General features: G+C 60.7%; 9 protein-coding genes and 1 pseudogene. 8 read left to right on the forward strand and 2 right to left on the reverse strand.

Features of this window, described 5'->3' with window-relative positions; translation table 11 throughout:
- The first annotated feature begins 519 nt into the window (after positions 1–519).
- From mgtA to AC1DU9_RS28120, 5 genes are all read left to right on the forward strand, one after another.
- Positions 520–3,234: a magnesium-translocating P-type ATPase gene (gene mgtA, locus AC1DU9_RS28100; RefSeq protein ID WP_477811113.1), complete on the forward strand. Its 2,715-nt coding sequence runs from the start codon at positions 520–522 to the stop codon at positions 3,232–3,234.
- 149 nt (positions 3,235–3,383) lie between these two features.
- Complete coding sequence (locus AC1DU9_RS28105) at positions 3,384–4,100, forward strand: MgtC/SapB family protein (protein ID WP_477811114.1); 717 nt, start codon at positions 3,384–3,386, stop codon at positions 4,098–4,100.
- Between the two features lie 127 nt (positions 4,101–4,227).
- Entirely contained in the window at positions 4,228–4,629 is a 402-nt protein-coding gene (locus AC1DU9_RS28110) for a chemotaxis protein CheY (protein WP_477811115.1), read from the forward strand.
- A gap of 108 nt (positions 4,630–4,737) precedes the next feature.
- Positions 4,738–5,364 (forward strand): response regulator transcription factor, encoded by a 627-nt coding sequence (locus AC1DU9_RS28115; RefSeq protein WP_223462392.1) that lies wholly within the window; start codon positions 4,738–4,740, stop codon positions 5,362–5,364.
- Positions 5,365–8,604: a transporter substrate-binding domain-containing protein gene (locus tag AC1DU9_RS28120; protein WP_477811116.1), complete on the forward strand. Its 3,240-nt coding sequence runs from the start codon at positions 5,365–5,367 to the stop codon at positions 8,602–8,604.
- Between the two features lie 3 nt (positions 8,605–8,607).
- Here the strand turns inward: AC1DU9_RS28120 and dkgB are convergent, their stop codons facing one another.
- The gene (dkgB, locus tag AC1DU9_RS28125; RefSeq protein WP_477811117.1) at positions 8,608–9,411 is read right to left on the reverse strand and encodes a 2,5-didehydrogluconate reductase DkgB; all 804 of its coding nucleotides are present in this window, start codon (positions 9,409–9,411) and stop codon (positions 8,608–8,610) included.
- Between the two features lie 253 nt (positions 9,412–9,664).
- The gene (locus AC1DU9_RS28130; RefSeq protein WP_095942547.1) at positions 9,665–10,573 is read right to left on the reverse strand and encodes a LysR family transcriptional regulator; all 909 of its coding nucleotides are present in this window, start codon (positions 10,571–10,573) and stop codon (positions 9,665–9,667) included.
- A 104-nt stretch (positions 10,574–10,677) separates the two neighbouring features.
- Between AC1DU9_RS28130 and AC1DU9_RS28135 the strand changes: the two genes are divergently transcribed.
- From AC1DU9_RS28135 to AC1DU9_RS28145, 3 genes and pseudogenes are all read left to right on the forward strand, one after another.
- Positions 10,678–11,544 carry a pirin family protein gene (locus tag AC1DU9_RS28135; RefSeq protein ID WP_477811118.1) on the forward strand — a complete coding sequence of 289 codons (867 nt, stop codon included), beginning with the start codon at positions 10,678–10,680 and terminating at the stop codon, positions 11,542–11,544.
- A 93-nt stretch (positions 11,545–11,637) separates the two neighbouring features.
- Entirely contained in the window at positions 11,638–12,321 is a 684-nt protein-coding gene (locus tag AC1DU9_RS28140) for an isochorismatase family protein (protein ID WP_477811119.1), read from the forward strand.
- A 186-nt stretch (positions 12,322–12,507) separates the two neighbouring features.
- A pseudogene (locus AC1DU9_RS28145) lies at positions 12,508–12,656 on the forward strand (IS110 family transposase); the annotation flags it as partial.

Raw genomic sequence — 12,656 nt, forward strand, 5'->3', positions numbered from 1 at the left:
CGCGCCGAAGAAAGAACCCATGTGGGAGCGAGCCTGCTCGCGATGGGGCCAGAAAGAACACCGCAAATATTGATTCCTGAACCCTTCCTGAAGAACCCCATGATTCACCCCGGCAAGACTTTGTATCGGGTTTACTCGCCAAACATCGGGGCGTAAGCTTCGCGCGTTTTCATCCATTACGGAGACCCACAGTGGGTACTTGTTCGAGTGACAGTTGTCGGCCGGTCTCGGTAACCGGCATTTTCTCGGCAAGATAACGCGCAGTCTCCTGTGCCGTTGTCTCGCCGAAAAGCGAGCAGCGGCATCCTGATCATGGCCAGTCCTGGCCGTGTCCCGACGTCCTCTTCTCATCGACGCTGAACAGTGTGTGGTTTCGACTTTTTGTCGTGGCCGCCGCTCTATCGACACGCCTGTCATTCGTGACCGGCGCGCCAGGCCTTGCTTTGCCGGTTGTTCCGGCGGCAGCGGCGTGGACCTGCCTGCTCGACGGTTTCCCGGCTGACCAAAGGGGCACCAGCCATGAAACTTACCCTCAAGGAATTCTTCGCAGGTTTCCTGCGTAACCGCCACATCGCCCGGCACTTCCGTCGCCTGGCGTTGCTAGAAACCTTCACCGACACCACGGTCAGCCGTGAAGTCCCTCCCACCCTGGCGCAAACCCTGGTGGCCGCTGCCGGCAGCGACTCCGGTCAATTGCTCAACACCCTGGGCAGTCACGCCGACGGCTTGAGCGAACTCGAAGCCGAGGCCCTGCGCGAGCAATTCGGCCTCAACGAAGTCGAGCACGAACAACCGCTGCCCTGGTGGACGCACCTGTGGCACTGCTACAAGAATCCGTTCAACCTGTTGCTGACGTTGCTGGCGGTCATCTCCTGGCTGACCGAAGACATGAAAGCCGCCATCGTGATTTTCTCCATGGTGGTGCTCTCGACCTTGCTGCGATTCTGGCAGGAAACCAAATCCAACCAGGCCGCCGATGCCCTCAAGGCCATGGTCAGCAACACTGCCACTGTGATGCGCCGGGACCTTGAGGACCGCAGCGAGCAGCGCATCGAACTGCCGATCAGGCAACTGGTGCCGGGCGACCTGATCGTGCTGTCGGCCGGTGACATGATTCCCGCCGATTGCCGGGTGCTCAGCGCCAAGGACCTGTTCGTCAGCCAGGCGGCCATGACCGGTGAATCGATGCCGGTGGAAAAGTTTCCCCGTCAGCAGGACCGCGACACGCGCAATCCACTGGACCTGGACAACATCCTGTTCATGGGCACCAACGTGGTGTCCGGCACGGCCTTGGCGGTGATTCTCACCACCGGCAACAGCACCTATTTCGGCGCTCTGGCCCAGCGCGTGGGTGCAACCGACCGGGCGCCGACTTCGTTCCAGACCGGGGTCAACAAAGTCAGCTGGCTGCTGATCCGCTTCATGTTCGTGATGGCGCCACTGGTGTTGTTCATCAACGGTTTCACCAAGGGCGACTGGACCGAAGCGTTGCTGTTCGCGCTGTCGATCGCCGTGGGCCTGACTCCGGAAATGCTGCCGATGATCGTCACCTCGACCCTGGCCAAGGGCGCGGTGTTCCTGTCGCGCAAAAAAGTCATCGTCAAACGCCTCGACGCCATTCAGAACTTCGGCGCCATGGACGTGCTGTGCACCGACAAGACCGGCACCCTGACCCAGGACAAGATCTTCCTGGCGCGCAACGTCGACGTCTGGGGCAACGACTCCGATGACGTGCTGGAAATGGCCTACCTCAACAGCTACTACCAGACCGGCCTGAAAAACCTGCTGGATGTGGCGGTGCTCGAGCACGTCGAGGTCCACCGTGAGCTGAAAGTCGGCACGGCGTTTCGCAAGGTCGACGAGATCCCGTTCGACTTCACTCGCCGGCGCATGTCGGTGGTGGTCGCCGAGCGCGATCAACCGCACCTGCTGATCTGCAAGGGCGCGGTGGAAGAAGTGCTGGCGGTCTGCTCGCGGGTACGTCACGGCGAAGTCGATGAAGTTCTGACCGAAGAGTTGCTGGCGCGAATTCGTCAGGTCACGGCCACGTTCAACGGCGAAGGCTTGCGTGTGGTTGCGGTAGCGGCACGGCCAATGACCGAAGGGCGCGACACCTACAGCCTGGCCGATGAACAGGCACTGACGCTGATCGGCTACGTGGCGTTCCTCGATCCACCGAAAGAAAGCACCGCGCCAGCCATCAAGGCGTTGGCGGCCCACGGTGTGGCGGTGAAAGTGCTGACCGGCGACAACGAACTGGTAACGGCGAAGATCTGCCGCGAAGTCGGCCTGGAGCAGCAAGGCCTGCTGATGGGCCACGACATCGAACGCATGAGCGATGCCGAACTGGCGAAAGCCGTGGAGACTACCAACGTCTTCGCCAGGCTGACGCCATCGCACAAGGAGCGCATCGTCCGTCTGCTCAAGGGCAACGGCCATGTGGTCGGTTTCATGGGCGACGGCATCAACGACGCCCCGGCCCTGCGCACCGCCGACATCGGCATTTCCGTGGACAGCGCCGTGGACATCGCCAAGGAAGCGGCCGACATCATCCTGCTGGAAAAGAGCCTGATGGTGCTGGAGGAGGGCGTGCTGGAAGGGCGTCGGACCTTCGCCAACATGCTCAAGTACATCAAGATGACCGCCAGTTCGAACTTCGGCAACGTGTTCTCGGTGCTGGTGGCCAGTGCGTTCATCCCGTTCCTGCCGATGCTGCCGATGCACCTGCTGGTGCAGAACCTGCTCTATGACATTTCGCAGATCGCCATTCCGTTCGATAACGTCGATGACGAAATGCTCAAGCAACCGCAGCGCTGGCAGCCGGCGGATGTCGGGCGCTTCATGCTGTTTTTCGGGCCGATCAGTTCGATCTTCGACATCACCACGTTCGCCTTGATGTGGTACGTGTTCGACGCCAACACCCCGGACCACCAAACCCTGTTCCAGTCCGGCTGGTTCGTGGTCGGGCTGCTGACCCAGACACTGATCGTGCACATGATCCGCACGCCGAAGATCCCGTTCCTGCAAAGCCGCGCGGCCATGCCGTTGCTGGTGATGACCGGACTGATCATGGCCGTGGGGATTTTCCTGCCGATGGGACCGCTGGCGCATTACTTCAAATTGCAGGCATTGCCGTCGCTGTACTTCGTGTTCCTGCCGGTGATCCTGCTGGCGTACATGGCGCTGACCCAGGCGGTGAAGGGGTTCTACATTCGGCGGTTTGGCTGGCAATAAAGCCGCGAGGCTGGCCAATCAACGCAACCCCTGTGGGAGCGAGCTTGCTCGCGATAGCGGTGGGTCAGTCACATTAATGTCGAATGTGCCGCCGTCATCGCGAGCAAGCTCGCTCCCACAGGGATCGTGTGTTTTTCAAGGATTTTCATATGCAAGCCATCAACAACCTCAACCTGACCTCCCTGCTCGACACCCTGGTCAGCCTCAGCGCGGCCTTCATCCTCGGCGGCCTGATCGGTTTCGAACGTCAGTACCGGCAACGCACCGCGGGCCTGCGCACCAACGTGCTGGTGGCGGTGGGCGCGGCGATCTTCGTCGACATGGCCAACCGGCTCGGCGGGGCCGAAGGGGCCGTGCGGGTCGTGGCGTACGTGGTCTCCGGTATCGGCTTTCTCGGCGCCGGGGTGATCATGCGTGAAGAGGGCAATGTGCGCGGCCTCAATACCGCCGCCACGCTCTGGACCTCGGCGGCAGTCGGTGCCTGCGCCGGTGCCGACCTGCTGGCCGAAGCGTTGCTTGGCACGCTGTTCGTGCTTGCGGCCAACACCTTGCTGCGGCCGATCGTCAACACCATCAACCGTCAGCCGCTGGATGTGATTTCGGCGGAAGTCACCAACATCGTCTATGTCATTACCCGGCGTACGCAGCAGAAAACCGTGCTGGCCCTGCTCGAGGCCGAGCTTGCGCGCAGCAACTATCCGGCCAGCGATGTCGATGTGCATGCCTTCGGCACGGATGAAATTGAAATCGAGGCCACCCTGGCGACCACCTCGGTCGATGGTGATGAACTGGATGCGCTGGTGGCACGGATTTCGACGTCGAGCCTGGTGGTGCAGGCGTTCTGGAGTCCGAGTACCACGGAGTAACGGCCAAGGTTTCCCGGGCAAGCGTCAGATTAACCGGCATTATTTTAGGAATATTCCTACATAAAACCAGGAAGGTCTTCCGTAGGCTTTGCGACCTCTTGAAACCGACATCCTTTTGGAGGTCACCTTGCCGAACAAATCCTTGCGCATCCTGATCGCCGATGCGCAGCACTTCAACCGCCTGCGGATCGAGCGACTGTTCAACCAGCTCGGCTATTTTCGGGTGGCTCCGGTGCAGAGCCTCGACGAGCTCCTTGCACTGGTGGAATACGGTTGCGAGCCTCTGGACCTGGTGCTGGTCAATGGGGCGATGGCAATTGGAGCGCTGGACCTGCTCAGTTTCCTTGACGACAACCCGCAGGTTCATCACGCGTTTATCTTCAATGAACGGCAGGCGCCGTTGTCGACAGTCGCGGGCAAAGTCCAGTTGAGCCAGACCGCTGTGCCGGACCTGGCGTCCATTACGCAGTTGATGAGCGCTGTCGATCGTCGGCTACCGTTCGTCGGAACTGTCATTTCTGTCAGGTAGTACTTTCCAGCCTTCCATGCAAAAGTCTATGCGCAGCGTTGTGCCCAACCGCTGCGGTGCCTGGAGGGCATTTTTTGCCCGATCGTGTTGTTTTGCACGGGAGTTGTCATGAAGTCAGCACTGATTGTGGAAGATCATCCGGTGGTTCGCTCCATGATCAAACTCGTACTCAAGGGTGAAGGATTCAAGAGTATTTACGAGGCCTCCCGTGGCGATGAGGTCCTGGCATTGATCCGGGAGCATCAACCGGATGTCGTGCTGCTTGATCTGGGCCTCCCGGGTGTGGCGGGGCTTGAGGTGATGGACCGTATCAAGGCCGAAAAGACGCGATGTCGCGTGGTGGTGTTCACTTCACTGGAGGCCCAGTTCTATCAGGACCGCTGCATGCGGGCCGGGGCGGTTGCCTATGTTTCCAAGAGCAAGGACCTGGATGACTTGAAGGCGGCGGTGCATTCGGTGATGGCCGGCTATACCTATTTTGCCCAGATCCCTTCGAGTTCCGTGTCGATGGGGGATTTGCAACGCAGTGAAAGGCAGTTGATCGACAAGCTCTCCAATCGTGAGTTGACCATTCTGCAGTACCTGGCCCGGGGTTCGAAAAACCTGGAAATCGCCGAGATCATGCACCTGAGCTACAAGACCGTCAGTACCTACAAGACCCGCCTCACCCTCAAGCTCAACGTGAGCTCGTCGGTGCACTTGAGGGATTTCGCCCTGCGCAATCATTTGATCTGAATGAACGCTCTCCGACGATTGGCAGGCGGGGTGCTGATTGGCCTTCTTCTCTGGGCATCGACGGTCTGTGCACAACAATCGTTGACCCTGTTGGGACGCTCGGGTGCCGAAGGCCTGAGCGTCAGGTGGTCGGAAACCGAGTTGCGCTGGTTGCAGCAAAAGGGCCGATTGGTGCTGGCTGTCTCGGCTCCCGACTATCCCCCCTTCGAGTTCAACACGGCAGGCAAGGTGTTCGAAGGCGTAACAGCCGATTACGCCGGGTTGCTCGAACAATTGTTGAACGTCGTCATCGAGGTTCAATGTTATCCGTCGCGGGCCGACGCGGTGCAGGCCATCAAGAACGGGCAGGCCGACCTGCTGGGAACGGCCAACCGATTCGAAGCCGAAGATCCGCGGCTACAGATGTCCAGCGCCTACGCGGTGGATCAACCGGTGCTGGTCACCCGCACCGATTTCCCTCCGGTGCTCGACCCGACACTGGCCGGCAAGCGACTGGTGATGCTGTATCACTACTTGCCCGAATACAGCGTGCAACAGTTCTATTCCAAAGCGCAGGTCCAGCTGTTTCCCTCGACACTGGCGGCGATGGGTGCCGTGGCGTTCGGCCAGGCCGATGTCTACCTCGGTGATGCGATCAATGCCCATTATCTGATCAGCAGGAATTACCTGAACAACGTTCACCTGACGGACTTCTCGCCCATGGAGTCCGGGCGTTTTGCCTTTGCGATGACCCGCGACAACGTTTCGCTATTACGCATCGTCAACAAGGCGCTGGCGGCCATCACCGCCAATGAACAAATGAACATCCTGCGCCGTTGGGGGGCCAACGGGGTGTCTATCCCGGGCACTCAGTCTTTGCAATTGAGCGTGGCCGAACAGCACTGGCTCGAACGGCACCCGCGGGTGAAGGTCGCAATCAACGAAAATATCCCGCCGATTTCATTTGTCGACAGCGAAGGCAAGTTTCGCGGCATTGGCGTCGATGTGCTGACGAAAATCAGTTTGCGCACCGGGCTGCAATTTGACATCCAGGGCATGAAGTCGGTGGCCGAGATGATGACGGGCATCACGAGCGGCCAGATCGATGTGTTGGCCGGTATCGGCCTCAGTTCCCAGCGTGAAGACGAATTGCGGTTCACCCGGTCGTTTCTGAGCAGCCCGTCGGTGCTGGTGACCCGCGTGGACGCGGACAGCCCCAGGACGCTGGATGACATGGCGGGGAAAACCCTGGCGCTGACCCAGGGCAACATTGCCGCCGAGTACCTTCGCCAGCATTACCCGCTGATCCAGCTGGCGGATGCGCCACTGTCCACGGACGCCATGGAGATGGTCGCCCAGGGCAAGGCCCATGGCGGCATCAACTCGTTGATCAGCGCCCGTTACCTGATTTCCCGGCAGTATCGCGATCGTCTGCAAGTGACCAGCACCGTGGGCACCGACCCCGCCCGAAGCACCCTGGCAACCAGTCGCGAGGCCACCGAGCTGCATTCGATTCTGGACAAGGCATTACTGAGTATTCCCCCCGAAGAAATTGACGAGCTGACTCAACCCTGGCGCTATGACGCGATGGTCGAGCAGAGTTACTGGCTGCGACACCGACAAGCGATCGTGCAGGCGTTTGCGGCGGCGGGTGTCTTGTTGTTGCTCGCGTTGGCCGGGATCGTCTGGCAGCGGCGGCAGATTCGCCAGCGTCAGCAATTGCTTGGGCAATTGCAGGAAGCCAAGGACGCGGCGGATGACGCCAACCGGGCCAAGACCACGTTCCTGGCCACCATGAGCCATGAAATCCGCACGCCGATGAACGCCTTGATCGGCATGCTCGAACTGGCACTCAAACGCGCCGATGAAGGGGTGACCGACCGCGCCGCCATCGAGGTGGCGTCCAACGCCGGGCAGCAGTTGCTGGATTTGATCGGCGACATCCTGGACGTCGCGCGGATCGAATCCGGGCATTTGTCGCTGGCGCCGGAGCGGGTCAATCTGCACGCGCTGGTGACGTCGGTCTGCCGGGTTTTCGAAGGGCTGGCGATGCAAAAGAATCTGCAGTGGCGGGTCGATCTCGACGCGCGCAGTGACTGTGACGTGATGCTCGATCCCACGCGCTTCAAACAGGTGCTGTCCAATCTGCTGAGCAATGCGATCAAGTTCACCCGAGAAGGTGAGGTGAGCCTGACACTGCGGGTGCTGCCTCAAGCCCCGGCGCTTCTGTCTGTCAGGCTGAGTATCGAGGACAGTGGCATCGGTATCAGCGCTCTCGACCAGCAACGCCTGTTCAGTCCGTTTGTGCAGGCGGGCAATAGCCAGCAGACCGCCCGGCAGGGTTCCGGCCTGGGCCTGGTGATCAGTCGTACCCTGTGTGAAATGATGGGCGGCCGGTTGCAACTCGACAGTGAGCCTGTGCGCGGCACGCGGGTGGACATCAGCCTGGTGCTGCCCGTCCTGCAAACGTTACCCGCCGAGGTGGTGTCCCAGGATCCGGCGCAGCTCACGACCCGGGCATTGTCGATTCTGGTGGTTGACGATTATCCGGCCAATCGCCAGTTGCTCTCGCGGCAGTTGAGCTATCTGGGCCATCGCGTGGTGCTGGCGGAGGACGGGGCGCAGGGGCTTGAACAGTGGCGCGGGCAGGGGTACGGGTACGGTTTCGATCTGGTCATCACCGACTGCAATATGCCGCAGCTCAGTGGTTATGAATTGGCGGGCGCGATACGTGAGCAAGAGCAGGTGCAGGGGCTGTCGTCGACGCCGATTCTGGGCTTTACCGCCAATGCGCAGGCTGAGGAGAAGGACCGGTGCAAGGCGGCGGGCATGGACGATTGCCTGTTCAAACCCATTCGCCTGGTGGACTTGCAGGCGTGGCTGGCCCGGCGGTTTTCCAGTGCACCCCAAGCGGCGATCGTCGACCCTGGCTTCGCCGAGTTCGATTTGAGCGGGCTGGAACGTTATGCGGATTCGGATCGTGAGTTGATCGATCAACTGATACGCGATCTGGCGCTGACCAACCGCGAGGATCGCGTGCATTTGCTGGCCTTGCACGCCGGCGGCAATCGCCCGGGCTTGCAGGAACTGGCACACCGGATCAAGGGCGGGGCGCTAATGGTGCGAGCGCTCGCCCTGGTCGAGTGTTGCGAACAGCTGGAGCAGGCGTGCAATGACGGCCGCGCGGCACTGATCGGCGACGCCGTCGACCGGTTGCAGCAAGCCATGGCCCGCCTGGACCAGCGTCTGGAGCAGGATTGAGGCTCAATCCCAGTGCGGCGCGATGCCCTTGGGGCTGGTCAGCCGGTGGCCGCGATCCAGCGTTGCGATCAAGGCCATATCGGCCTCGCTCAAGGTCAGCTCGCGAGCCTTCAAGTTGCTTTCGAGGTTGGCCCGGCGAGTTGAGGACGGGATCACTGCGTAACCCGATTGCATGGCCCAGGCCAGAGTGACCTGGGCCGGCGTCGCGTGCAGGCGTTCGGCGATCTGCTGGATGAGCGGGTCGTTGAGGACTTCACCGTAGGCCAGGGTCATGTATGACGTAATGCCGATGCCCTGGCTCTGTGCGAACGCGACGACGTTGCGGTTTTGCAGGTACGGGTGCAGTTCGATCTGGTGAGTGGCGATGTGCTCGGCGCCGATGGCTGCAATCGCTTGCTGCATCAGGTCGATGGTGAAGTTGGACACGCCGATCTGCCGGGTCAGGCCCAGGCGCTTGGCTTCGAGCAGGGCGCCCATGAACTCTGCGACAGGCACTTGATCGTCCGGCGACGGCCAGTGGATCAGGGTCAGGTCCAGGTAATCGGTCTGCAGTTTGCGCAGGCTTTCCTCCAGGCTGTCGATCAGACGATCACCGGCCAGGTTGGCGACCCAGATCTTGCTGGTGATGAACAGTTCTTCACGGGCGATGCCGCTGGCAGCGACAGCCTCGCCGACCTCGGCTTCATTCTCGTAGATTTGTGCGGTATCGATCACCCGGTAGCCGAGCGCCAGGGCGGTGCTTACCGAATCGATGACCACCTGGCCTTGCAGGCGAAACGTACCCAGGCCGAAGGCGGGAATAGACATTGATGACTCCAGAGGTTGCAGTGGGAATGGGCGGCAGTATCGGCGCCTGCATCCGTGAGAAAAACCGCTGGAGCGGCAAAGCAATGTTTACTGAAAGTCATGAATCGGGGCAGGAAGATGTGTTGATTGTGTCTGGTCTGACGCCATCGCGAGCAAGCTCGCTCCCACATTGGATCTATATGCACCACAAATCCCCTGTGGGAGCGAGCTTGCTCGCGATAGCCATCACTCGGTCCAAAGCCTTATCCCGCTCTTAAGCAATATCACTACGACTGAATTCCTCCCCAAGAAAATCGATCAACGTGCGCACCGAGGGCAACAAGCCCCGACGCGAGGGGAAGATCGCGTGGATGACACCGCTCTTCGGCGCCCAGCCCGGCACCAGTTCCACCAGTTGCCCGGCAGCGATTTCATCGCGCACCACCACACTGGGCAGGTGCACGATGCCGATCCCGGCGACCGCCGCATGGCGCAACGCCAACAGGTCATCGGTGACCATCCTCGGCGCGTGACGAATCATTGCGGTGCTGCCGTCGGCTCCGAACAGTTCCCACTGATATTCGCGCTGCGCCGCGCCCCAGTGCAGGCTCGGCAAGCCGCTGAGGTCGGCCGGGGAGGCCGGTGTCGACAGGCGCGATAAATAGGCCGGGCTGCCGACCACGCTCTGGGTGCTGTTGCCCAGCACCTTCATCACCATGTCGGTGTTTTCCAGCGGCGGAAAGCGTACCCGCAGCGCAATGTCGAAGCCTTCGTGAATCAGGTCGACCCGACGGTTGGTGCTCTCGATGAACAACTCCACCAGCGGGTACTTGAGCATGTAGCGGGTCAGCATCGGCCCGACCCAGGAATTGAGCAGCGCCGTCGGGCAACTGACACGCACCAGGCCCTGGGGCTCGGAGCGATTGCGCTCAATCAGTTCGGCGGCGCTTTCCGCCTCCACCCGCATGGCCAGGCAGCGCTGGTAATAGGCCTGACCGATTTCCGTCAACGAGCAATGCCGGCTGGTGCGGTGCAGCAGGCGCACGCCTAGGCGCTCTTCGAGTTCGGCAATGCGTCGGCTGAGCTTGGACTTGGGCATGTCCAGCGCCCGGCCCGCTGCGGCGAAACCGTGATGCTCCACTACCTGGGTGAAGTAGTAGAGGGTGTTGAGGTCTTCCACCATCGTTCTCCAAATAGAACGCTAAAGCTGATTTTTGCAGTCTAGCGCAGCAAAGGTCACGGTTTTAATCTCTGTCCATGGCTTCACTCACCTCATCAGGAGACACCATGAAAAACATCATCGGTATCTACACCAGTCCACGGGCCCATTGGGTTGGTGACGGTTTTCCGGTTCGCACGCTGTTTTCCTACGACAACCTGGGCAAACACATCAGCCCGTTCCTGTTGCTGGATCACGCCGGCCCCGCTGAATTCACCCCGACCACCGAGCGACGTGGCGTTGGTCAGCATCCGCATCGTGGCTTCGAAACCGTGACTATCGTTTACAAGGGCGAACTGGAGCACCGGGACTCCACCGGCAGTGGCGGCAAGATCGGCCCCGGCGATGTGCAATGGATGACCGCTGCTTCGGGGATCCTGCATGAAGAGTTTCACTCCCAGGGTTTCGCCAAGAGCGGTGGCACCCTGGAGATGGTGCAACTGTGGGTCAATCTGCCGGCCAGGGACAAGATGGCCGACCCCGGTTACCAAACGATCCTCGACGGCGACATCCCGAACATCGCCTTGAAGGACAACGCCGGCAGCCTGCGCCTGATCGCCGGTGAGTTCGACGGTCACCAAGGCCCGGCGCGCACCTTTACCCCGATCGACGTGTGGGACATTCGTTTGAATGCCGACAAGTTGCTCAGCCTTGACCTGCATGAAGGGCGCAACACCGCACTTGTGGTGCTGCGCGGCACGGTTCAGGTCAACGGCCTGGAATCGGTGCGCCAGGGGCAACTGGCCCTGTTCGACCGCAAGGGCGACCAGATGACCCTCCAGGCCAGCGAAGATGCGGTGGTGCTGTTGCTCAGCGGCGAACCGATCGATGAGCCGATCGTCGGCCACGGGCCGTTCGTGATGAACACCGAGCAGGAAATCCACCAGGCCTTCGCCGACTTCCAGTCCGGTCGCTTCGGCCGGATGCACGCTTAATTCGCAGCGCTTTTACACCCGACTCTACACAGGATGAGTAGGCCGGTTTTCAGGCCAGGGATGGCTGTTGCCCAAAAGAAAGAGGAAACGCACATGAACGCTGTCTACGCGGCCAACTTCAACGGCCAGAAGCCGACCATCGACCCCAATGACAGCGCGATGCTGTTGATCGATCACCAGAGCGGACTGTTCCAGATCGTCAAGGACATGGACGTGCCCCAACTGCGCGCCAACGCCATTGCCCTGGCCAAGGCCGCGACCCTGCTGAAGATGCCGGTGATCACCACCGCTTCCGTTCCCCAGGGGCCGAATGGTCCGTTGATCCCGGAAATCCACGAGGCCGCACCCCATGCGCAGTACGTGGCGCGCAAAGGTGAAATCAACGCTTGGGACAACCCGGAGTTTCACGCGGCGGTCAAAGCCACCGGCAAGAAAACCCTGGTGATCGCCGGCACCTTGACCAGCGTGTGCCTGGCGTTCCCGTCCATCGCCGCCGTGCATGAAGGCTACAAGGTGTTTGCGGTGGTCGACGCCTCGGGCAACCACTCGAAACTGGCCACCGAGCTGACCGTTGCCCGTCTGGCCCAGGCCGGGGTGGTGCCGATCGACATCATGGCGACGCTATCCGAGCTGCAAGGCTCGTGGAACCGTCCGGATGCCGAGCAGTGGGCCGCTGTCTACGCCCAGGCCATGCCGCATTATCAATTGCTGATCGAGAGTTACCTCAAGGCCCAACAAGTGGCGAACGAACACGAGGCGCTGGACTCCCAGCGCTGACCGGCTGCCCCACGTGAAGGGATCAACCACATTCCGGATTATCGGAATCTGATGACCCGCTACAGCACGCTGGCCAATAGCAAATAACTTCAGAGTCACTCATCCCCCCTAATGAAATGGCTACCCCCGCCGCCCCCTGTGATCGACCACTAAGCTTTCACAGGGGGCTTATCGGAGATCATTGCCATGAGCAAAGTAGCTATTGCCGCCATCGATCTGGGAAAACACACCTTTCATCTACATGCACAGGATGATCGTGGTCACGAGCTGTACCGAAAAAAATTCAATCGGGTAACGCTCATGCAGCACCTGGCAAATCTCGAGCCCTGCACCAT

Source organism: Pseudomonas sp. P4_C1 (assembly GCF_056402155.1).

Excerpts from the sequence above, each read along its gene's own strand:
- mgtA (WP_477811113.1), top strand. The coding sequence starts at position 520 with ATGAAACTTACCCTCAAGGAATTCTTCGCAGGTTTCCTGCGTAACCGC.
- AC1DU9_RS28105 (WP_477811114.1), top strand. The coding sequence starts at position 3,384 with ATGCAAGCCATCAACAACCTCAACCTGACCTCCCTGCTCGACACCCTG.
- AC1DU9_RS28115 (WP_223462392.1), top strand. The coding sequence starts at position 4,738 with ATGAAGTCAGCACTGATTGTGGAAGATCATCCGGTGGTTCGCTCCATG.
- AC1DU9_RS28120 (WP_477811116.1), top strand. The coding sequence starts at position 5,365 with ATGAACGCTCTCCGACGATTGGCAGGCGGGGTGCTGATTGGCCTTCTT.
- dkgB (WP_477811117.1), bottom strand. The coding sequence starts at position 9,411 with ATGTCTATTCCCGCCTTCGGCCTGGGTACGTTTCGCCTGCAAGGCCAG.
- AC1DU9_RS28130 (WP_095942547.1), bottom strand. The coding sequence starts at position 10,573 with ATGGTGGAAGACCTCAACACCCTCTACTACTTCACCCAGGTAGTGGAG.
- AC1DU9_RS28135 (WP_477811118.1), top strand. The coding sequence starts at position 10,678 with ATGAAAAACATCATCGGTATCTACACCAGTCCACGGGCCCATTGGGTT.
- AC1DU9_RS28140 (WP_477811119.1), top strand. The coding sequence starts at position 11,638 with ATGAACGCTGTCTACGCGGCCAACTTCAACGGCCAGAAGCCGACCATC.